Source organism: Vibrio sp. OPT41 (assembly GCF_015163595.1).
GTDB classification, from domain to species: domain Bacteria; phylum Pseudomonadota; class Gammaproteobacteria; order Enterobacterales; family Vibrionaceae; genus Vibrio; species Vibrio alginolyticus.
The window spans coordinates 120,631-143,517 of sequence record NZ_JADDYH010000010.1 but is presented as its reverse complement, the minus strand read 5'-3'; the positions used below and the strand labels follow the sequence as shown (position 1 = coordinate 143,517).

Here is a 22,887-nt window from a genome sequence, read left to right as displayed (position 1 = left end):
GTAACTTAAAGATGTAGAACTTCCAATCAAATCTGTTCCTCTGATAAGGGGACGCTATTGAAATTTCTTTAAGTCACCCACACTTACTATTGGTAATCGAATTGAACTAGGTGAGTTTCTCGCACTCAAAAGGGTGTGAAATTTCATTTAGGTATAACAAGACTCAAGGACAGAGTAGCGCTGGTTGACTATATGATGGTCATCGCGGCATAGAGAAAGGGAACGGAGCTCCCCCAATCCATGTTGCTGGCTCGTCTGTACATTGAGTTGGCCTATCTACACAAAATAGACAGGCAATCACAGAGTCAAAACACAAAAGGAATTATTCATGTCTAATCCTCTTCTGACGTTTACGGACCTACCTCCGTTTTCTCAAATTAAACCAGAACACATCAAGCCTGCCGTTGAGCAAGCGATTGCTGACTGCCGAGCAAAAATCGATGAAGTTCTACAAGACAACGCTCACCCAACTTGGGACAGTGTGATTGCGCCAATTGAAGAAGCGGATGATCGCTTAAGCCGCATCTGGTCGCCAGTGGGTCACATGAACTCGGTAGTGAACAGCGAAGAGCTACGTGAAGCTTACGAAAGTTGCCTACCAATTTTGTCAGAGTACGGCACTTGGGTTGGTCAGCACAAAGGGTTGTACGAAGCGTACAAAACCATCAAAGCGAGCGAAGAATTTGCAACGTTAACTCGTGCCCAGCAGAAAACCATCACTGATGCACTGCGTGATTTCGAGTTATCAGGCATTGGTTTGCCATCCGATGAGCAGCACCGTTACGGCGAGATCAGCAAACGTATGTCTGAGCTGAGCTCTAAATTCTCTAACAATGTGCTGGATGCCACCATGGGTTGGACCAAGCACATCACAGACGAGAAAGACCTAGCAGGTATGCCAGAATCGGCGCTGGCAGCAGCGAAAGCTGCCGCAGAAGCAAAAGAGTTAGATGGTTACCTAATTACGCTAGATATCCCATCTTACCTACCTGTCATGACTTACTGCGATAACCAAGAGTTGCGTAAAGAAGTGTACGAAGCGTACGTGACGCGCGCTTCTGATCGAGGTCCAAACGCAGGCAAATGGGATAACTCAGAAATCATTACTGAGCAGCTAAAACTGCGCCATGAAATTTCACGTATGCTAGGTTTCAATACTTACAGTGAAAAGTCGTTAGCAACAAAGATGGCTGAAACGCCGGATCAAGTGCTGGGCTTCCTGAATGACCTAGCGACACGAGCGAAGCCGCAAGGTGAACGTGAAGTCGAAGAGTTACGTCAGTTTGCGAAAAGTGAGTTTGGTGTTGAAGAGCTGAACGTTTGGGATATCGCTTACTACAGCGAGAAACAAAAGCAGCACCTGTTCCAAATTTCGGATGAAGAACTGCGCCCATACTTCCCAGAGTCAAAAGTCGTGAGCGGTCTGTTTGAAGTGCTAAACCGCGTGTTTGGCATGACCGTTACTGAGCGCGAAGGCGTAGACACTTGGCATGAGTCCGTGCGCTTTTTCGATATCTTTGATGCTGAAGGCACACTCCGTGGCAGCTTCTACCTAGATCTCTACGCTCGTGAACACAAACGTGGCGGCGCGTGGATGGATGATTGTCGTGGTCGTCGCGTTACGCTATCTGGCGAGCTGCAAACGCCGGTTGCGTATCTAACGTGTAACTTCAACCGTCCAGTGGGCGACAAACCAGCACTGTTCACGCACGATGAAGTCGTGACGCTATTCCATGAATTTGGTCATGGAATCCACCACATGTTGACGCAAGTTGATACAGGTGCTGTTTCAGGTATTAATGGCGTGCCTTGGGATGCGGTTGAGCTACCAAGTCAGTTCCTAGAAAACTGGTGTTGGGAAGAGGATGCGCTGGCGTTCATTTCTGGTCACTATGAGACAGGTGAGCCGCTACCTAAAGCGATGCTAGACAAAATGCTCGCAGCGAAAAACTTCCAATCTGCGATGGGTATTTTGCGTCAGCTAGAATTCGGCTTGTTCGACTTCACGCTTCACACCGAATATGACCCTGAAGTGGGTGCGCGTGTACTGGAAACTCTGGCGAAAGTGAAAGAGAAAGTCGCGGTAGTTCCTGCGGTTGAGTGGGCGCGTTTCTCACACAGCTTCGGCCATATTTTTGCTGGTGGCTACAGTGCGGGTTACTACAGCTACCTGTGGGCTGAAGTGCTGTCGTCAGACGCGTATTCTCGCTTTGAAGAAGAAGGCATCTTCAACAAAGAGACGGGTCTAAGCTTCCTGAACAACATCCTAGAAATGGGGGGCAGTGAAGAGCCAATGGAGCTGTTTAAGCGCTTCCGTGGCCGCGAGCCACAAATCGATGCACTGTTGCGCCATTCGGGTATTGCGGCGTAAATTGAGCAAAAAACATCAAGGCCAACCGAACGGTTGGCCTTTTTTGTACATTTTTTATAAAAAATTTTACGGATTTACGTTGCGGTTGATCGGGTTCTGCAACGATATCAATGTCTCCGTGGACTGAACCTCATCAATGGCTTGCAGCTTGTCGATCAGTACAAATTGCAGCTCTTCAATCGATTTGCACATCAATTTGACGAATATGTTATACGCGCCCGTGGTGTAGTAAGCTTCAACGACTTCGTCGAGCGCGTTGAGTTTTTCTAACGCGGAGTGGTAATCACGAGCTGCATTGAGGTTAATACCAATAAAGCAGCACACATCGTAGCCAAGCTTTTTGGTATTGATGATCACCTCCGTTCCTTCGATGATGTCAGCCGACTTCATCTTCTCGATACGCACATGGATAGTGGCAGGGCTGACATCGAACTGCTTTGCCATTTCTGCGTAGGGCGTTCTGGCGTCAGCCATCAGTGTTTTTAATATTGCGCGGTCAAGGTCGTCGAGTTTCGGCAGGCTCGCATTCATACTATGATTTCCGTTAGGGATAGAGTTTTACCTCCCTTTTATACTCATAGCGGATAGGATTCACAAGGTTTGGCAGGAGTAACTGCGGGTTAACTCCGAGCTATGGAGATAATGTGCAGCGTTTTCTGGTTATTGCCGCGCTATGTTGGAGCGCGTTTGCTACGGCCTCAGATCCGAAGGTGTTGGTCGTGCACTCCTATCATCAGGGTTTTTTCTGGACGGACTCCATACAGCGAGGCATCGAGCAACAGCTGGGCGATCGAGCGCTGGACATGCGTGTGCTCTATCTAGACTCGAAACGTAACCAGAGTGAGCAGTTTTTTGCGCAACTAAAATCCTTGTATTTTACGAAATTACGCAAAGAGCGATTCGATGCCATTTTAGTGAGCGATAACAATGCACTTGAACTCATGCAGCGTTTAGCCCCAATCATCAAAGACACCCCAGTTATATTTAACGGCATTAATAACTACCATCCTTCTTTACATCGTTCTCTGAATGCAACCGGAGTCATGGAAGATGTCGATTTGGAAGCGAATCTCGCTCTTATTGAGCGCTTACATCCGAACTACACACAAGTTCTCATCGTCAGTGACCACTCGGTGACCGGTGAGGTGTTGCGTTATCAAATCGACAATTTTGTCCTCAAGTTCCCGCAATATCGAGACAAAATCGTACAACTTGTCCCAGACAGCATCATCGATCTAAAACAACAAGTCGCAAAACTGAGTTCCGATAAAGTCGTCTTGTTCTGGACCTATTACCGAGATAAACAAGGTATGGTTGGCAGCGAGCGTGACTGGGTTGGTGTCAACAAAGTCTCAAACGCGCCGCTGTTTATGGTGCATGACATTGGTTTGGGTCATGGCGCAGTTGGAGGGGTTATTCAAAGTGGTTATCGGCATGGTATTGAGAGTGCAGAGATGCTTGAATTCGTTTTGGATAACCCTGATCAGCCTCTGCCTGCCGTGAAAAAAAGTGATTCTGAAATAAAGCTCGATTACCAAGCGGTAGCGCGTTGGGGATTGGGGGCTGAACAAGAGGTTTCTGCGGTATTTTTTAATAAGCCAATGAAGCTTTCTGAACGTTTTGCCAAGGAAATTCGCCTGTTTGGTAGTCTGTTTGTGGTGATGTCGGTGGTCATTTTGCTGATGGGTTATTATTTACAGCGGATGCGTCGCAGTGAGAGCGCTGCGCGAGAAAGCCAGGCTATTCTAGAATCGATTTTCGATCAGAGCATGCAGTATATGGGCATTTTGGATGCCAACGGTGTGCTTAAATCGGGCAACGATCACCTTCAATCCTTACTTTATCACCAAGGACTGCGTTTAGACCGACCACTTTGGTTTCATCCCAACTGGAGTGAGAAAGCCCAAGCGCTGCTAGAGGAGTATTTCCATGCGCCTCACCATCAAGTGTCGACGTTTGAAGCTGAAATTTGGAGTAAAGAACACGGCGCCTTGGTATTAGAAGTTTCGCTCAAGCCTTTTTCTCAGCAAGTAGGGAATCATAAGCAATACTTGTTTGAAGCGCGCGATATTACCAGTCGTAAATTGATGGAGGACAAGCTCTACCAACGTGAGTCAACCCTACGCAACTATTATGAGCAGCAGCCCGTGATGATGGTGACGCTTGATAGTAATAACCGAATTCAAGAAGTGAATCGATTTGCTCAACTACTTCTTGGCTACAAACCGATGGACATGCTCGGACATCGCCTGAGGGAGTTCTATTTTGATGACAAAGTGCTGTTCCCTCGCCAAGTGTTATTGCAACCCAACCAGCAAGTGCATGGTGTTTGGCGACGTGAAGTCGAGTATCGTCATGCAAATGGTCATCGTGTTTGGGTGCGCGAGAATATTCGTCCGCTGAGTGAATCTGAGCAACTGCTGATTGTGGGCGAAGATATTACCGAAACCAAACTGCTCTCCGAGAAATTGGAATACCAAGCTCGCTATGACTTACTGACGGGGACTTACAACAGAAACCATTTTGAACTAGAGCTTAAGACCGCACTGTGCGAAGTGGACAGCCATCGTCGAGTCCACGCCATGTTGTACCTCGACTTAGATCAACTAAAAGTCCTCAATGATACGGTTGGGCATGATGCAGGTGATGCGGCGATTCAATTCTGCGCAAGTATGCTGGAAGGCGTTCTGCCGTACAATTCCATCTTGGCTCGAATGGGAGGCGATGAGTTTGCGGTGTTACTCAAAGACTGTGACGAATATGGCGCCATCAATATTGCCAAACTGATCATCTCGACACTAAGCGAACACCTCTTTATTTGGGAAGACACACGCCTGTTCATCAGTTGCTCAATTGGTATCCGTATCATCGATCATACCGCTGATACGCCACAAATGGTGCACGCTCAAGCAGACTCTGCTTGTCACGCCGCTAAAGAGCAAGGCCGTAACCGCTATAATCTATTCAGCTTAGATAACGAAGAGTTGCAGCGTCGTCAGATGGAAATGCAGAGCGTCAATTTGGTGCATGAGGCATTGTCGAATCAACGTTTAGAACTGTTTGCTCAACCGATAAAAAGCTTACAAAAGCACGAGACTCAAATGTATTTTGAGATTTTGGTGCGTATTCGCAGTGGGTACGGTGATTATGTTTCTCCTGCGCTGTTTATCCCTGCTTCCGAGCGCTACAACATTGCCCATTGGATTGATAAGCAGGTTATTACTCAAACACTAGAGTGGTTTGAACAGCGTCCTGAGGTGGTTGAACAGCTTGGTCGCTGTTCGATAAACCTTTCAGGTCAATCTATGGGGAATCAAGAGTTTATTGACTTCTTATTGGAGCGATTGGAAAGTTCGACTCTGCCGTGTGAAAAAATCTGCTTAGAAATCACCGAGACAGCGGCGATGAGCAATCTGGATCAAGCCATTGAGTTGTTTACCAAGCTAAAGGCTTTGGGTTGCATGATTGCATTGGATGATTTCGGATCTGGATTGTCTTCATTTGGTTACTTAAAGAAACTTCCTGTCGATATCGTGAAAATTGATGGTCTTTTCGTGCAAGATATCAACGTAAATGAAATGGACCGCGTGATGGTTCGTTCAATCAATGACCTGGCGAAGCAACTAGGCAAAGTGACGGTGGCGGAGTTTGTCGAAAATGACCAGGTCATGCAGCATTTGATAGACCTCGGTGTGGACTACGGCCAAGGCTACGGTATTGGCCATCCTAAGCCGCTTTCTGAGCTAGTGGAGCAACTGACGGCTGTATAACCCCTGCGTAGCAAGCTCAACCTAGCATTAATAGGTAACTTAGGTATACACTCAGCGCCAGTTACCTCGATTTTTATTGGAGCCTCCTTTTGCAACTGCAATTGATCTGTGAAAACCCGTCTCAACAATCTCATCTTGATGAACTCGCTGCGCGTTGGCGGCTTTCTCATACTGACGATAGCGATTTTGCTTTGGTGCTAACCACCGAGCGTTTGGAGCTACGTAAAGTGGATGAACCAAAGCTGGGTGCAATCTTTGTGGATTTGATTGGTGGTGCGGTCGGTCATCGTCGCAAGTTCGGTGGTGGTAAAGGTCAGGCAATTGCGAAAGCGGCGGGGTTGAACAAAGGGGCAACGCCAACCGTGTTAGACGGCACGGCAGGTCTTGGTCGTGATGCGTTTGTGCTCGCCTCGCTAGGTTGTAAAGTGCAGATGGTCGAGCGTCATCCAGTCGTAGCGGCTTTGTTAGATGATGGCTTGGATCGAGCGAAACAAGACCCAGAAATCGGCACCTGGGTATCTGAGCGCATGTCGCTTATCCATGCTTCTAGCCATGATGCGCTGGAACAATTGGCGCAAGATAAAGACTTTGTCCAGCCAGATGTGGTGTATCTTGACCCGATGTATCCGCACCCAGAAAATAAAAAGAAGTCGGCGCTCGTGAAAAAAGAAATGCGCGTTTTCCAATCGTTGGTTGGCGCTGATTTGGACGCCGATGGCCTACTAGAACCAGCCATGGCGTTAGCCACAAAGCGTGTAGTAGTTAAACGCCCAGACTATGCTAACTGGCTGAACGAGAAAAAACCGACCATGGCGATTGAAACGAAAAAAAATCGCTTCGATGTCTACGTTAAAGCATCGATGGCATAACTTCCTGACGGCTCAACTTTTCTTGTCACAGTGCGGTGTGTCGTGCTGTGACTCAGCCTCTCTTTCCTCGTCTCTATTGATAGTTTTCTCTTGCTAATTCCCTTCTCTGACTGTATATCTAACTAAGAATTATTATTATTTCACTTGTTGTGATGCGGTCGATAACTGGGAAGCTGGAGTAGTAGAATGGCTAAACGTTTATGTAAAATGAGTCGCAAACAGATCGCGGCAGAACTTGGTGATATCCATCGTTTAGTTGTCGCACCAAAATTCGTTTGTCGTTCTTGCGCACGCTCTTCATCGGCCAAAGATACCCTTTGTAAGCCAGCCGCAATTCCTCCACAAAAATGCCAAGACAAGCCATTGAGTGAGCAACAAGCATGTGGCTTATTGGTTGAAGCTCTGCCATCACAAGCGATTCCAGTGACCACTAAACAAAGCAACGAAAAAGCCGCGATTGTGAAGCGTGTTGTTGAGCGTGTGAAAGAGAAAAAACAAGCCGAAAAATCTCCGGAGCCAGTAAGAGCCGACGCACCAGTATGGTTTGATTTAGCTGATAAAAAATCGCTCAAGAAAGCGAAAAAGGCACTGAAAAAACACTACAAACAGCAGAAAAAGCTGCTAAAAGTGGCAAAAAAGCAGCAGAAGTTGCTCAAGCGTCAACGCAAACTGGAAGCCCGCAATGCGAAGTTGGAAGTGTTGTTACCAGCGCCGCCTAATGCGTTGATGGGCGCAAGCTCGCAAGCCAAAGTGCATTAATTGAATTAAAAAAAACGCTCTCCAGTCGGAGAGCGTTTTTTATTGTCGAAATGTTTATAGGATTAGCTGCGTTACTTATTGGCGTAACTCATCTCTACGCGCTTTTTCACCCAGGTTTCGTTAATCCATAGGGATAGCATGATGATCGCACCGCCAATGGCGAGTCGCATGACATCAACATCGCGGTTCCAAATCACAATGTTTACAATCAAGCCCGCCGGAACCAATGCATTGTTCATTACTGCCAGTGCCCCTGCGTTCACCATAGTCGCGCCTTTGTTCCAAGCAAAGTAACCAAAACCAGAAGCAATCAACCCAAGGTATGTCAGAATGCCCCATTGTGTTGCAGTGGTAGGTAGTTTGTCGAGGTTACCCATGAGCGCGAAAGCCACGGTTGCTACACAAAGTGCACCTAAGTAGAAGTAGCCAAACACGGTGTGTTGTGGCAAATCGACGGGTTCACTCTCCATGATATATTTGTAGCCCACCTGACCGATGGCAAAGCAGAGGTTTGCTCCTTGTACGACCAAAAAGCCCAGTAGGAAATCTTCATTAATGCCTGCAAATTTAATCCAGGCGGCACCAAATACGGCTATTGCTGCGGTAACTAAGTACCAAGGTGAAAAGCGACCTTTCAAGAAGTCATAGATTAGCGTGACGTAAATGGGTGTGAATACTGTGAACAGCAATACTTCTGGCACGGAAAGGAGCAAAAAAGATTGGTAGTAGAAGCAATACATCAAACCGAGCTGGAAGCCACCGACGGTCATCAGTTTCGCGATCAGGGATTTGCTAACGCCACGGAATTTCAAAAAGGGAATGAAAACCAGGCTCGCCAGTGCCACGCGCATGAACACCGAGAACCAAGAATCAACCTGACCGGCGAGGTAAACGCCGATCAGGCTAAATGAGAATGCCCAAAGTAGGGTAACTGCGGATAGATAAGCCATGGATGAGAATCTTTATCAACAACAAATGTGCCCGCAGTCTAACCAAGTTTTATCGCTGCGCCAATCAGTCTTTTAGCGGTACGACCAGCATATCGACTGGTGAGCAGTTAATCAGCTGTCGAGTCGAAGATAGAATCTTGCTCCAGAAATCTTGGTGATGACCACAAACCACCAAATCAATACTGTAATCTTGAATGGTATCGCACAGCTCATTACTCAAATCGCCACTACCGACTAAAGTATGGGCAATTGGGTATTGCGCATATTCAGCGAAGTTTGCCAATTGTGTGCGCGATGCTTCCATTGCTTGATGTTGCGCTTCTGCCATATTGATATCGATAAGCCCGGTGTAGAGTTCTGCGTAGTTCACGTCGATGTGAATAAAAGAGACTTTCGCATCCAGAGGTTTAGCCAGTGATACGGCTTTCTTAATCAACACTTTACTGTCGTCTGAAAGGTCGACTGCCACAAGTATGTGTTTGTAACTCATATTGCTATCTCCTTGTAAGGTCATAGTTTTAGATTAGCACCAACCCCAAAAAAAATTTGCTGAAGTGATCTCATATCGGTGCCGTAGGTACAAAGTCTTGTCTCAGTAATCATGTTATAGTGGCGTTATACCCAAGTGACTTTGATATGCTGAAATAAGCGTAGTGTTACTGACTAGAGTTGAAGTGAAACTTCGCCGTGTCTGCCAGACCAAGCTATTCTCGCAGCGTCATTTATTTCGAGGTTACTTGGGTATATTGCATGCACAATAATAGGAGTTAACATGCTGTCTCAAACTATGGTCGAACAATTGAATGAGCAAATTAACCTAGAATTTTTCTCATCCAATCTATACTTACAAATGAGTGCTTGGTGTGAAGACAAAGGTTTTGAAGGTGCGGCTGAATTTTTACGCGCTCACGCCGTAGAAGAAATGGAGCACATGCAACGCCTATTCACTTACGTGAGTGAAACTGGCTCAATGCCAATCTTAGGCGCTATTGATGCGCCAAAGCATGACTTTGCGAGCCTAGGTGACGTTTTCCGCGAGACATTTGAACATGAGCAAATGATCACGGAAAAAATCAACAAACTGGCGCACGTTGCATTTACTAGCCAAGACTACTCAACGTTTAACTTCCTACAGTGGTACGTGTCAGAACAGCACGAAGAAGAGAAGTTGTTTAAAGGGATTTTAGATAAGATCGAACTGGTAGGTGAAGACGGTAAAGCGTTGTTCTTCATTGACAAAGATCTAGCACAAATGGCGAAAGAAGGTTCATCTTCAATCATGGATGCTCCAGCTGCGTAAACGCGTTTTGGGACGTTGTAAGTAGCGGGTAAAGACGAAGTGTTGATCGTCTTTTTCTCTTGAGCATTGTTGAAGATGTAGGGAGGAAAAGATGATCAGTGGAGACACAATCTTATTTGCGCTAATGGTGGTAACTGGAGTTAATATGGTCCGGTATCTCACCGCTCTTCGTTCTCTAATTTATATCATGCGTGAAGCGCATCCGCTGTTATATCAGCAAGTTGATGGTAATGGTTTTTTTACCACTCATGGAAATGTCACCAAGCAGGTGAGGTTGTATCACTACATTAAAAGTAAAGAATATCATCATCACCACGATGAAATTTTTACTGGTAAGTGTGAAAGAGTGCGTGAATTGTTTGTTCTATCGACCGCGTTGCTCGGAGTGACGCTACTTGCAGCCTTCATTCTCTAAGAGTCAATAATCTAGATAGTTGTTCTGTCTGAGATGCGGACATACAGAGCGCTTAGAGTTTAAGCGCTTTTCCCTTTCGGTATTTGTCGGTAGAATGTCGCGCCTAGAAAGCAAGGATGTGCAATGTGCACATCCTTTTTTATTTTGATTCGATACCAATCAGTCTAAGAGCTACCGATGAGTAAGAAATTTGATGTTGTTGTAATTGGCGCAGGCGCAGCAGGTTTAATGTGTGCTGCAGAAGCAGGCAAGCGAGGCCGCCGTGTTTTGGTGCTCGATCATGCTAAAAAGCCAGGACGTAAAATCCTTATCTCGGGCGGTGGTCGTTGTAACTTCACTAACTACGACGTTTCAGCTAATCACTATTTGTGTCAAAACCCGCACTTTGTTAAGTCGGCGCTCTCCCAATACACTAACTGGGATTTCATCTCGATGGTGTGTAAACATGGCATTGAGTTCGAAGAGCGTGATCACGGCCAGTTGTTTTGTGTCGATGCATTTACGGCCAAAGATATCGTGAAGATGTTGTTAGCTGAGTGTGACATGCCGAACATCGAGCAGCGTTACCAATGCGATGTTCATTCGATTGAAAAAATTGATGAAGGCTTTCGTTTGCATGCTGGTACTGAGATTGTCGAATGTGAGTCTTTAGTTATCGCAACAGGTGGCTTGTCGATGCCAAAACTGGGAGCGACACCATTTGGTTATAAAGTCGCGGAACAATTTGGTCTTCGAGTTATCCCAACCACGGCAGGTCTTGTACCATTTACTCTGCATAAAGAAGACAAAGAAGACTTTGCTGAGTTATCTGGTATCGCGGTACCTGCGGAAATTACGGCTGAAGATGGCACCATGTTCAAAGAAGCCCTGTTGTTCACACATCGTGGGTTATCTGGTCCAGCAGTGTTACAGATTTCTTCATTCTGGCGGGCCGGACAAAAGGTGTTGATCAATCTTGTGCCAAACGATGATGTTGCTGAGTTATTAGAACGCAGTCGTGAGAAGCATCCAAATCAGTCACTCAAGAATACGCTTGCCAAAGTGCTGCCTAAGCGTCTGGTTGAAGTCTTAATTGAACGTAAAGAGCTAGTCGATAAACCGCTAAAACAGTTCAATCAAAAGGAGCTTGCGGCGATTGTGGAGCGCCTAGAGCATTGGGATATCGCCCCGAATGGCACTGAAGGCTACCGAACTGCGGAAGTGACACTCGGCGGTGTCGATACTGATCACTTATCCTCGAAAACCATGGAATGCAAAGACATTAAAGGGCTTTATTTTATTGGTGAGGTGATGGATGTGACTGGTTGGCTAGGGGGCTACAATTTTCAGTGGTGCTGGTCGAGCGGTTTTGTTGCGGGGCAGTGGGTTTAATTGTGTAGAGACAATAAAGTTTGCCCGTAAGCGTTAAAGTTTGCCCGTAAGAGCATTTTGAGACAATAAAGTTTGCCCGTAAGAGCTACATGTTCTATTTTTTATTGAAGAAAACTTTATTGGATCAGCTATGGGACGTGGCAGAAAGTTAGAGACTTTTGAAGATTATTCGAGAGCGCTGAAAGGCAAGTATGGATTAGGTGAGGGCAAGGATTACAAGCCTTGGCTTAGAGTGCAAGATGTTAAGTCTAGGGGGATACGTTCTCAGATTTATGGTCGGAAAACCCAGCGAGTTCACCATCTCCTATCTTCGATAGAAAGCCAATTGTTTTATCTAAGTGAGTTTTCAGACAGTGTTATCGATATTCGAGAGCAATTCCCGTTACTCCCCCTTAATTACACCCAAAAGATTGCCAAAGTCATCGGGGTTGAACACCCCGCTCATCCAATCAGCGGTGAACCAATCGTTATAACAACTGACGTTCTTCTGACGATTAGCACTGAAAATGGTATTCGCTACCAAGCTATCTCGGTAAAGCCTGAAGACGAAGCTCATCATCAAAGAGTCCTTGAAAAAATAGATATAGAAAGAGTTTGCTGGGAGCTTTTGAATGTTCCATTTAGTTTTTTTGTAGGGAATGAACTTACCCGAACTCAGAGTAAAAACATCGATTGGGCTACCGCTCCATTTCGTGAAGACTCAACGTTCTTTTCTGATGAACAGGTTACTGTCGCTTTACAGACCTTAGGTATTGGTCAGCGTTTTGTAGAAGATGTTTGTGATCTTTTTACAGCATCAGGTATTACCTCACATGATGAGTCTTTGACGCTCCTACGTTACCTTATAGCGAACAAACTTATAGATGTAGATTTGTCTTGTGATATCGCTGAAGAGGGAATTATTAGGATTGATGGAGTTCATTTGATCCAGAGAGGTATCATCAATGGAGATCGTTAGAAACTCTGTGTGGCAGTTTAAAAGGTCTGAAATCTTAGAAGACGGATTATACCGAGTTCTAGAAGTATTAGATGCCGCAGATTGCGTAATCCTTTTTCCTTTAAGCCAAACCTCTACAACAATACGCCCTGTTGGTATTTCTATTGAAAGTTTCATCCAACAGTCGAAAAGAAGAAAAATTCAAAGGTCTGAATATAATGCCGCCCCTCATCTGCTAATCGACGAGTCTGAGATACCAACCTCTCAGCGAGATCGTAGAGATAAAAATTACAGACTGATTGAGGGTATAGTCAATAATCATGAGTTTCTGTTCGACTATGCTACTAAGAAGCGAGCGCCGTACTTGGCACAATATGCACAAACAGTAGGTTCAGATAGAAAAAGTATCGCAAGGTTACTTACTCAGTATTGGCAAAATGGCCAAGACAAAATGGCATTGTTACCCGCATTCGCACGTAGCGGTGGCGCTGGAAAAGAGCGACTTGCCAAAGATAAGGCTTTGGGAGCACCTAGAAGCCCAAGAACTGTCGCTTTAAATCGAGCTGCGAAGTATATCGTCACGGATTTAGATAAAGATTACTTTCGCAAGGCGCTAAAGAAATATTTTCTGAAAGAAAATGGGATGACTCTGAGTAAGACCTACCAGCATTTACTCAGAGAGCGCTATGAGAATGAAATAAGGTTAGCCGAGGCATGTGGTAGAGCGCCTTATATTCCAACATTAAAGCAGTTCAGTTATTGGTCTAAAAAGCTGTTCGATAAAGACCATATCATTCAGGCGAGAACGTCAGAAACGGATTACCTTCGGAATAAAAGAAGTGTTTTAGGAAGCGTCACTCAAGTTAGTTCTACTATAGGTTCAGTATTTGAGATAGATGCCACGGTCGCTGATGTTCATGTTGTTTCTGAGCTTGGTGCGCAATATGTTCTAGGCAGACCTACCATTTATGTCGTTGTGGATAGATCTAGCCGCATGATAGTTGGGTTGCATGTATCTCTGTATCATGCTTCTTGGCGAGCGGCTCGACAGGCATTAGCCAATTGCTTTTTACCTAAATCTGAGTATTGCCGTCAATTTGGCATTGAGATTGAAGACTCAGAATGGCCTGTGGCTCATATCCCCCAAAGTCTTGTATGTGACAATGGAGAAATGATTGGTTTAAAACCTCAGCAGGCTTTAACACCAATGACTCAGCTGAAATTCACTCCACCTTACCGTCCTGATGGTAAAGGTATTGTTGAAAAGCGGTTTGATATTTTGAATAAAGAGTTGCTGCATGACCTTATGGGAACAACTCGTGGTGGTAATGTTGTCAGAGGGAGCAGAGATCCTCGAAAAGACGCAATATACACACTAAAAGAAGTAACTACTCAAATGATACAAGCGGTCTTAGATCACAACCGTTCGATTTTTGATGAGCTTGCTTTGTCCAGTCCTTTGCTGATTCAAAATGATTTGGCACCAACGCCCCTAAATTATTGGAAGATTCACCTTGCTAAACATAAGCATGACTTAACGCTTGCCGACAGTAATGAAGTAATCGCACGCTTGTTACCTCCAACTACTGTAAGCATGACCAGAAGTGGTATCCATTACAATGGTATGTATTACACCTGTGATGATGTTGAAGAACTGAATTTAGCCTCAGTGGCGAGAAGTTCAGGTCGATGGCAATTAGATGCGCGAATTGATGAGAATACGACAAACTTTATTTATGTTCGGTTAGATAGAAACCAAGGTTTTACCAAGTGTCTTTTGCTTCCTCGTAGTCGTATGTTTGAAAACAAAACCATGATTGAAGCTGATTTTATGCAAGACTGGTTAGCCGCCAAAAAAGAGCAGTCACCAATTAATGTTGCATCGATTGACGCTCACAAACAGCGAAAAAAAATGGCTCAAAGTGCAAAGCAGCGCAGCAAGTCTTCAGAACTGTCTTTTGGAGAAAGGACGAAGAATGTTCGTAAAAATCGCAGAGACGAGCTAGAGGCTACGACCAACATCCTCACTGAGTCAGATAGTCAGGATATTAGCGGTAACCCCCACCCCCCGATCACTGCTAGAAGGCAAATCCATGTGTTGCCTAGAGGAAGAAAGCGTCAAGCGAGTGAGGATAAAGAATGAGAATCGAAAAAGCCGCCTACCAAAATGCAATTCTGCCTGAGCATCAAGGTAATCCGTTAATTGAAGCCTTACCCCCAAAGAAAGGCTGGGAAGAGTTGATGATCGCATTTAGTCACTATCCTGATTATGCAGAGCATATTTGTCAGCATCCAGATCCGCTTGTTCGAGAGGAATATCTTAGTCGTATTAAAGAGCTGCGTCAGCCATTACATGATTACTATGAATGTTTTAGAGCAGTTGAGCGGGCAATCAAAAATGGTTATTCATCGAAGAATCCTTTTAGCCCAACAACCGCACAATATCTTCATTATCCAGTCGATGAATGCCCTGATATTGAGCCTAGAACGGGCTTTTTCCAACCAAGAGGCGATGGATTAACTCTTATCGGAGAAAGTGGAGTGGGAAAAACAAGTATGCTTGAACAGATACTCAACTACTTTCCTAATGTTATTGAACATGAATCATATGACAACCAGTTTATGGAGCTGGATAAGCAGGTTGTATGGATAAAAGTTGATTGTCCAAACAACTCTAGCGTTCGGGATTTATGTGAAGAGATACTGGCATCTTTAGATTTATCGTTAGGGAGAGAAAAAACGAAACCCGCAGGAACGATAGGTGCATTAGTTCGACAGATTGAGCAGAACATTAAATCTAGTTTTCTTGGAATCTTAGTGATCGATGAAATGCAGAGGCTTGTTTTCAAACGAACTGGTGGTGAGAACAATCTTTTGAACTTCTTGCACAGTCTAGTGAACAAACTTGGTGTTCCAATTTTCTTTTGTGCGAACCCTCCATTTGATGACACATTAGCAAGGACGTTGAAAGCGGCGAGGCGTGCTGAAAGTGGTGGTTATTTGGTTATGGAGGTATTGAAGCATGACAGTGATGCTTGGGAAGCATTTGTTGAAGAGCTGTGGAAGTATCAATGGACGAATAATTATACAGAGCTAACTCAAGAGCTTAACAATAAGCTCTATGAATTATCCGTTGGCAACATGGATATGGCATGTCGCACATATCGAGAAGCGCAACGAGCAGTCATTGGGACGTGTGATGAAACAATAACCGTCGCCACATTAGAGATGGGTTATGCTCTAGCGTGTGGGCTATCATCAAAAACGGAAGAAGTTAGAAGCCTAAAGTCTGTAAGGGCGTTGCCGAGAGGAAAGTCGCGAGTCTCGCCGAACCAACCACAGTCCCCATCAGTATCACCCGTCTCCCGAGTTGATAGCACGGGCGATATCACCAAGCCACAGCATCCTGAGTTTGCTAAGCAGTTAATCGACATTTTAGGCATTGTTGATCTTCATGACCGAATAGAAGATACCGACCTTTTTCAACGTGCAGGTAAGAGTGACAATCCGTTTGAATATTTAAGACGAAATGGTGCGTTGCTCGATGACCCGTTACAGCATTTTGCCTGTAGTTAGAGTGATTTTATTGAGGATGCGTGGAAATGAGGCTACCCCAACCATTACCAGATGAATCCTTTCACAGTCGAATTTGTAGACACTTTAATATTTGTGGCTTTACGACAGAGCAGTACCTCCAGGATATCTTTGGCGACAGTCGAGCTTCTGTGCATCCTTACCTAAATGCAAATCTTGGATTGGTATGTAAAACCTTAAATCAGTCAGTTCATGATATATGGACAAATCAAACTCTTGCTCCTTTGTTTTTCCATTTTCTCCCTAAGTATAGACAAGTGATAGGTGACATAAACGTGCCACCCAACAGCTTAATTAGAGCGAGTCAAATTTCCGCTTTTAGAGAAAGAGAGCGTCTACACATCAAATACTGCCCTAAATGTGCTGAAGAAGAAGTAAGTAAATATGGCGTGTCATACTGGCATTGTTTGCATCAGATTACAGGTGTTGATGCTTGCCCACGACATGGGGTTTGGCTAAATCATGTAGCATTGCCTGAAAGGTCGCACATTGATATGCCATCTATAGCTTCTATTCAACCACTTGATTGTTCACCTATGGCAGCCAAATTTGCGAACTACTGTGGATGTTACTTACATCAAATTCGCAAGAACGAGCGCATACTTTCGAATAAAAAGCGTATTGAGAGGCTTAGGAAAAAAGGCTTTATTACTAGTGTGGGACAGGTAAGGCGTAAGCAGATTTGTAAGGCATTGTTCGTATTGTCGGAGCAGATACTTCCAAGTGACAGCGCTCTCAAGCCGAAGTCTGAACAGGATTTTTCATATTGGTCAGCAGCTCTTTCGGGAACGATGAACCAGCCACCCTTTAAGCAACTCATACTGGACTTTTATTTAGAGCAGATTGCAGATGATGAGAAGTTTAGCCATGTATCCAAAGTGGATAACACCAATTCATTAGTTGAAGATCGTTGTTGCGATTTGCTACGTAAAGGCTGCTCGATGGCTGAAGTTAGCAGGCAATTAGGAAAAAGCCGCTGTTATGTAAAAGGGATTGCTTTAAAACATCAGATTCCAGTCAACCTCCGCCCCAAAGTGATCACCGAAGCACTCAAACAAGATGTTATAAATATGGCTCGTAAAGGCTTTCACCGTCAAGTGATAGCAAGAAAGCATCAAGTATCGACAGGAAGTATTGAACTCATCATCTCAACAACTGAAGGACTGGTCGAATGGCGCAAGCTTTGTAAACACCAATCAATGTCTCGTCGATATAAAGCCCAAATCACAAGATACCTACTTACCCAACCTCAGGCGACAATACAAAACGTTAAAACTGACTGTGAGGCTGCATTTTTTTGGTTATATAACCATCAGAAATATTGGCTAGACAGTTGTCTACCTGCGCCGCAAGAAGTCCAACATGTTGATAGAGTGGATTGGGAACAACGAGATAAAGAGCTTTCAAAGAAAGTGACGCAAATACTATCTAACTCCGATCGCAAGCTATCTCGAACTGAGCTTGATCGTGCTCTTGGTGGACATGGTTGGCTTACTTCCAAAAAGAAAAAGCTGCCAAGAACACTCCTCACCATATCTTTGTGTGGTGATAAATTAAAATAATCAGTAAAAAATTATTTTAATTTCGTTGACACTTTTCCTTGTTGGTTGTATATTTTTCTTATCGAAACGGCAAGGGAGAGTTGGTTATGGCAAAAACAAGACACATCCATCAGCGCATGAATCAGCGAGCAATCAAGTCACAGATGCTTGAAATCGTAAAAATGTTTGGCGTAGACGATGGCGATAAGACTTACCTCAATAGAAAAGGAATCGATGCAGCTCTGGATGAGTTGAACAAGATTTCTCAGCAAATGCAGAAGATGAGAAGCCGAGGTGGTCTGGTCCTTGTTGAGTCAGGTGAGACTGAAATCACGACTTACGCCTTAGATAGCTACAACCGATCTCAAACTGTCCACTAATTCAAGGGAGATAATCTGTGAAAAAACAAATTTGGTCACTATTGGATGCTTTGCGAGGTTCTAATGAGCCTTCTGCTTTTGCTGAGCAGTTTGCTGCGTGTTGCGCTTGGGTAAAGCTAAATGAAAGCAAAAAGTTGAGTGATGAACACCAACTATTTGTAGCTGGTAGTAGCGTACAAGAACAACTTCAAAAGGTTATGGATGACTGTGTATCAGTTCAGTATCACGCAGAGAGCTGGTCTTTATCCGATAAAGTTATTCATCAATTAGTAACTTCCATTCAAGATTTAGTTCGTGCAAATGTTATCTGCTATCAAGACTTATCAACAGCACTTACGAAGCTTTTAGAGGATAGTGGAAAGAGTTCTGTGCAGTTAACTATTCCTGATGAACTTACTCATTTAGGAGTGAGTTTGTTAGGTGAGAAGGTGGAGTCTGTTTACTGCCCATTTATTGCAGGTTATGAATTTGCTAATAAATTACCACCTCAAAGTGTCACAGAAGGAGAAACACTGCTGCGTTCAGACGAGTTTTATGCTGAAGTGCAGAATGTACTTTTAGATAGAAACTTTCGAGTTACTGTCACTGACCCAATCTTTGTTCCTACTTTGATTGGTGATGGTGGCCTCAAGCAATTTCAAAGCTCAATTGCAATGCCACCACTTGGGAAAAACTATGCGAAATTAGATATTCATGATATCTGGGGGCGCTTCCCTGAAAAATCTTTAATGGGAGATGTTTATCAACTTCGCCATATGTTAGCTCACGCTTCAGATTGTGTAGTTGGCTTTGTAACTAACGGTTTTTTATATCGTTCTGCTGCGGGGGAAAAGCTGTTTAAACAAGATGTAGTGAATAGGAACTGGCTTAAAGCGGTAATCGCATTACCGAGCAACCTGCTTGCATCAACGTCGATCCCCCTGAGTATTGTGATATTTGATAAACATAAAACCAATGACTCGGTTTTGTTCATTGATGCAAGCAGTGACCACTTTGTTGATAAATATTCGCGAGTACGTAATAAGCTAGTGAATGCTGAGCAAATACTGTCTGTTTACAACGCACTTGAGAGCAGTGAATTCAGCAAAGTGTGCTCGATTGCAGAAATTGAAGCGATGGATTACAACCTATCGCCTAGCCGTTATGTTCTGACCAACGAAGATATGGCGCTTAAGCAGTTTCTTGAGCAGTACCCTACCGCTAAGTTGTCTGAATTGGTTGAAATCGTTCGCCCGCAGGCAGTGAAGCACGATGCGGATGCGGATGTTGAATATATTGAACACAATCTCACAAGCTTAAACACGATAGGGCAGCTTGAGGGAGCTGGTAAGCGAATCAAGGTCTCCACCAAAGACGTCGTAAAAGCTGAAAAGCAGAAAATTCAAGCGGGTGACGTTCTTGTTTCATGTCGTGGCGCTGTCGGACGAGTGGCACTAATCGATGACAATATTGAAGATAATGTCATCGCGAGTCAGGCGTTTGCGATTCTTAGGCTAAAACCACATGTGAACAATCTATCAAGTGTTGCGTTGTATCAGTATCTCACTTCGGAGTTTGGTCAGCAGCAGCTTTCAAGCTTGGTAACAGGAACAACCGCTCAAATGTTATCAGCAAAAGACCTTAGTAATATGGATATTCCTGTTTTTTCAGCCGAGAAGCTGGCAGAGCTTGAAATAGTGAGGTTGAAAGTGCTTGAAGCACATAAAAAAATTGTAGATCTGCAAAAAAAGATCGAACAAATTAATTTGAGTTGGATAGCGCAAAAAACATAACTTAAACAAGATATTATAAGTTTCATTGGTAGGTTTACCTCACCTGATAAGATCTTGAACAATCAGCAGCGAATATAATCGAAAGAAGACATCAATAAATGGCTAAGAAACCAGCAGCAAAGAAGAAAGAAAAATCATTCGAAGAAACACTCTGGGATGCAGCAAACAAGCTGCGTGGTAGTGTTGAATCGTCAGAATACAAACACATCGTATTGAGCCTGATTTTCCTCAAATTCATCAGTGATACATTCGAGAAGCGTAAGCAAGAATTGATTAATTCAGGGCAAGAAAAGTATGTTGATTTAGTTCAAGCATACACTAAAGAGAATGTCTTTTATCTACCTGAGGAAAGCCGTTGGAGCTTTGTTCAGCAAAACGCTAAACAAGAAGATATTGCCTTAAAGATCGATACTGCTTTAAGCACCATCGAGAAAACCAACAAAGCATTACAAGGCGCATTGCCTGATAACTATTTCTCTCGTCTTGGTTTGGATGTGAGCAAGCTATCTGCACTGATCGATGTGATTAACAACATCGATACCTTAGCGAATCCGCACGAAGATGTGGTGGGTCGTGTCTACGAATATTTCTTATCTAAATTTGCGATTGCAGAGGGTAAGGGTAAAGGTGAGTTTTACACACCAAAGAGCATCGTTAACCTAATTGCAGAATTGATTGAGCCATACAAAGGTAAAATCTATGACCCTTGTTGTGGTTCGGGTGGGATGTTCGTTCAGTCAATGAAGTTCATTGAGAACCACAAAGGTAACAAGAAAGACGTTTCTGTGTATGGTCAAGAGTACACAGGCGCAACCTACAAACTAGCGAAAATGAATCTCGCGATTCGTGGTATCTCTGCCAACCTTGGTGCGGCTGCAAAAGATACCTTTGCCAACGATCAGCATGAAGCTCTAAAAGCTGATTTTATTATGGCAAACCCGCCGTTTAACCAGAAAGATTGGCGAGCTTCCGATGAGCTAGTCGATGATCATCGTTGGGACGGTTACGAAACGCCACCAAGCAGTAATGCCAACTATGGTTGGATTTTGCATATGGTTTCTAAATTGTCAGAAGACAATGGTGTGGCTGGATTTGTTTTGGCAAATGGTGCTTTATCAGGGGATGGTACAGAGAAAGAAATCCGTAAAAAGTTGGTTGAAAATGGTTTAGTCGAGGCAATTCTTATTTTACCTCAAAATATGTTCTACACCACTAACATCAGTGTAACTTTGTGGATTATCAATAAAAATAAGAGTAAGCGTGTAGTTGAGCAAGCCGACCATACCCGAAATTATAGAGACCGAAAAGACGAAGTGTTATTTATGGATCTCCGTGAAATTGGTGTTCCATTTGAGAAGAAGTTTATCCAATTCTCGCAAGAAAATATTCAGCATATCGCTTCGACCTTCCATCGCTGGCAATGCGAGGATTCAGGTTATGAAAATGTTGCTGAGTATTGCTATTCTGCATCTAAAGAAGAGATCAAAGCTAAAGATTATTCGCTCGTACCAAGTAAGTACATAGAGTTTGTGAATAAAGATGAACATGTTGATTTTGAAGAGAAAATGAGTTCTATACAAACAGAGATGAGAGATTTACTCAAAGCTGAACAGAAATCAAAGATTGAACTTTTATCTGTATTTAAAGAGCTTGGTTATGACATCGAACTATAAAAAAATTGGCGATTACATCCGTTTGGTCGATGTTCGAAATAGGAAGTTGGAAGTTAAGACGCTGTTAGGTTTGTCGATTTCTAAAGAGTTTATCCCTTCAGTGGCTAATACTGTCGGGACAGATATGGCCAACTATAAAATCATAAAAAAAGGGCAATTTGCTTGCAGCTTAATGCAGGTAAGACGAGATAAAAAAATCCCAGTAGCCCTGCAAATAGATTTTGATGAAGCAATTATTTCTCAAGCATATCTAGTGTTTGAGGTCGTTAATACAGAGTCATTAGATCCTGAATATTTGATGATGTGGATGTCACGTTCTGAGTTTGATAGACACGCTTGTTTTCTAGCTGTAGGAGGCGTTCGAGGAAGCTTAGAGTGGGACGATTTCTGCGATATGGAATTACCTGTCCCGTCCATCGAAAAGCAGCGTGAAATAGTGCGTGAATACAATGTGGTGAATGCCCGTATTGCACTCAACGGACAACTTACTCAAAAGCTAGAAGATACCGCTAAAGCTATTTATAAACAGTGGTTTGTTGATTTTGAATTTCCGATCTCAAAAGAATACGCAGAATCTATCGGTAAGCCTGAACTAGAAGGGAAGCCTTACAAGTCTTCAGGTGGTGAAATGCAGGTGTGTGAGGAAACAATGCGTGATGTTCCAAAGGGCTGGAAAGTTGGAACTTATGAGAGTTATTTGACATTTAAAACAGGAAAATTAAATTCAAATGCTGCGGTTGATAATGGGAAATATCCATTTTTTACTTGCTCTTCTGAGACGTACAAAACTGACACATATTCTTTTGATGGAAAAGCAGTTCTTCTTGCTGGTAACAATGCCAGTGCAATTTATCCGCTAAAGTATTTTGAAGGTAAATTTGATGCTTATCAGAGAACATATGTAATTACACCGAAAGTTAAAAACTTATCTTTATTGCAAGTTTACTTTTCTATCAAAGATGAATTAGAAGGCTTCAAGGGTAGCTCTTCTGGAACTGCAACAAAGTTTCTTACAATGAAAATTCTTAACCCATTGAGCATAATAGTTGCTCCTGATGGAGTCTATGAAGAAGTCAACCGTCAGCTAGATATACTATTAAATCAATTGCTTGTATTACCAAAAGAACTAGCTCTTTTAAAGGATCTTGCTCCCATTCTTCAAGCTAAGATATCAAAGGCGTAATA

Annotated in this window: 18 protein-coding genes; 15 read left to right on the top strand and 3 right to left on the bottom strand. The window is 43.7% G+C overall.

Annotated features, from left to right (window positions below):
- Positions 1-328 precede the first annotated feature (328 nt).
- Positions 329-2,371: an oligopeptidase A gene (gene prlC, locus IQP38_RS02255; protein WP_017635033.1), complete on the top strand. Its 2,043-nt coding sequence runs from the start codon at positions 329-331 to the stop codon at positions 2,369-2,371.
- A gap of 66 nt (positions 2,372-2,437) precedes the next feature.
- Here the strand turns inward: prlC and asnC are convergent, their stop codons facing one another.
- Positions 2,438-2,902: a transcriptional regulator AsnC gene (gene asnC / locus IQP38_RS02250; RefSeq protein ID WP_005389595.1), complete on the bottom strand. Its 465-nt coding sequence runs from the start codon at positions 2,900-2,902 to the stop codon at positions 2,438-2,440.
- A 113-nt stretch (positions 2,903-3,015) separates the two neighbouring features.
- Between asnC and IQP38_RS02245 the strand changes: the two genes are divergently transcribed.
- The 3 genes from IQP38_RS02245 (at position 3,016) to IQP38_RS02235 (ending at position 7,769) form a co-directional block, all read left to right on the top strand.
- Positions 3,016-6,141 carry an EAL domain-containing protein gene (locus IQP38_RS02245; RefSeq protein WP_193837258.1) on the top strand — a complete coding sequence of 1,042 codons (3,126 nt, stop codon included), beginning with the start codon at positions 3,016-3,018 and terminating at the stop codon, positions 6,139-6,141.
- A gap of 89 nt (positions 6,142-6,230) precedes the next feature.
- Positions 6,231-7,010 (top strand): class I SAM-dependent methyltransferase, encoded by a 780-nt coding sequence (locus tag IQP38_RS02240; RefSeq protein ID WP_005382933.1) that lies wholly within the window; start codon positions 6,231-6,233, stop codon positions 7,008-7,010.
- A 186-nt stretch (positions 7,011-7,196) separates the two neighbouring features.
- Positions 7,197-7,769 (top strand): hypothetical protein, encoded by a 573-nt coding sequence (locus tag IQP38_RS02235; RefSeq protein WP_064376901.1) that lies wholly within the window; start codon positions 7,197-7,199, stop codon positions 7,767-7,769.
- Positions 7,770-7,840: 71 nt separating this feature from the next.
- Here IQP38_RS02235 and IQP38_RS02230 read toward each other — a convergent pair whose 3' ends face one another.
- Positions 7,841-8,719 carry a carboxylate/amino acid/amine transporter gene (locus IQP38_RS02230; protein WP_017821112.1) on the bottom strand — a complete coding sequence of 293 codons (879 nt, stop codon included), beginning with the start codon at positions 8,717-8,719 and terminating at the stop codon, positions 7,841-7,843.
- Positions 8,720-8,783: 64 nt separating this feature from the next.
- Positions 8,784-9,209, bottom strand: a complete 426-nt coding sequence (gene uspA, locus IQP38_RS02225; RefSeq protein WP_005379165.1) for a universal stress protein UspA — start codon at positions 9,207-9,209, stop codon at positions 8,784-8,786.
- A gap of 282 nt (positions 9,210-9,491) precedes the next feature.
- On the opposite strand from uspA, the gene ftnA reads away from it, so the two are divergent.
- The 11 genes from ftnA to IQP38_RS02170 all read left to right on the top strand — a co-directional run bounded on the left by ftnA (position 9,492) and on the right by IQP38_RS02170 (position 22,885).
- Positions 9,492-10,019, top strand: coding sequence for a non-heme ferritin (gene ftnA / locus IQP38_RS02220; RefSeq protein ID WP_005379167.1), 528 nt, complete (start codon positions 9,492-9,494; stop codon positions 10,017-10,019).
- 91 nt (positions 10,020-10,110) lie between these two features.
- Positions 10,111-10,434, top strand: a complete 324-nt coding sequence (uspB, locus tag IQP38_RS02215; protein WP_005379169.1) for a universal stress protein UspB — start codon at positions 10,111-10,113, stop codon at positions 10,432-10,434.
- A gap of 177 nt (positions 10,435-10,611) precedes the next feature.
- Positions 10,612-11,805, top strand: a complete 1,194-nt coding sequence (locus tag IQP38_RS02210; RefSeq protein WP_005382944.1) for an NAD(P)/FAD-dependent oxidoreductase — start codon at positions 10,612-10,614, stop codon at positions 11,803-11,805.
- Between the two features lie 130 nt (positions 11,806-11,935).
- Complete coding sequence (locus IQP38_RS02205) at positions 11,936-12,763, top strand: TnsA endonuclease N-terminal domain-containing protein (protein WP_193837257.1); 828 nt, start codon at positions 11,936-11,938, stop codon at positions 12,761-12,763.
- Positions 12,750-14,885 (top strand): DDE-type integrase/transposase/recombinase, encoded by a 2,136-nt coding sequence (locus tag IQP38_RS02200; protein ID WP_193837256.1) that lies wholly within the window; start codon positions 12,750-12,752, stop codon positions 14,883-14,885. The genes IQP38_RS02205 and IQP38_RS02200 overlap by 14 nt, the downstream gene beginning before the upstream one ends.
- Positions 14,882-16,318: an AAA family ATPase gene (locus IQP38_RS02195; RefSeq protein ID WP_193837255.1), complete on the top strand. Its 1,437-nt coding sequence runs from the start codon at positions 14,882-14,884 to the stop codon at positions 16,316-16,318. Before IQP38_RS02200 ends, IQP38_RS02195 begins: the two co-directional genes overlap by 4 nt.
- A gap of 26 nt (positions 16,319-16,344) precedes the next feature.
- Positions 16,345-17,898 (top strand): TnsD family Tn7-like transposition protein, encoded by a 1,554-nt coding sequence (locus IQP38_RS02190; RefSeq protein ID WP_228009960.1) that lies wholly within the window; start codon positions 16,345-16,347, stop codon positions 17,896-17,898.
- Between the two features lie 86 nt (positions 17,899-17,984).
- Entirely contained in the window at positions 17,985-18,257 is a 273-nt protein-coding gene (locus IQP38_RS02185) for a hypothetical protein (protein ID WP_078558436.1), read from the top strand.
- Between the two features lie 17 nt (positions 18,258-18,274).
- Entirely contained in the window at positions 18,275-20,029 is a 1,755-nt protein-coding gene (locus tag IQP38_RS02180; RefSeq protein ID WP_193837253.1) for an N-6 DNA methylase, read from the top strand.
- Positions 20,030-20,127: 98 nt separating this feature from the next.
- Complete coding sequence (locus IQP38_RS02175) at positions 20,128-21,702, top strand: type I restriction-modification system subunit M (protein WP_193837252.1); 1,575 nt, start codon at positions 20,128-20,130, stop codon at positions 21,700-21,702.
- On the top strand, positions 21,686-22,885 hold the full coding sequence (locus IQP38_RS02170) for a restriction endonuclease subunit S (protein WP_193837251.1): 1,200 nt from the start codon (positions 21,686-21,688) through the stop codon (positions 22,883-22,885). Before IQP38_RS02175 ends, IQP38_RS02170 begins: the two co-directional genes overlap by 17 nt.
- Positions 22,886-22,887: the final 2 nt, after the last annotated feature.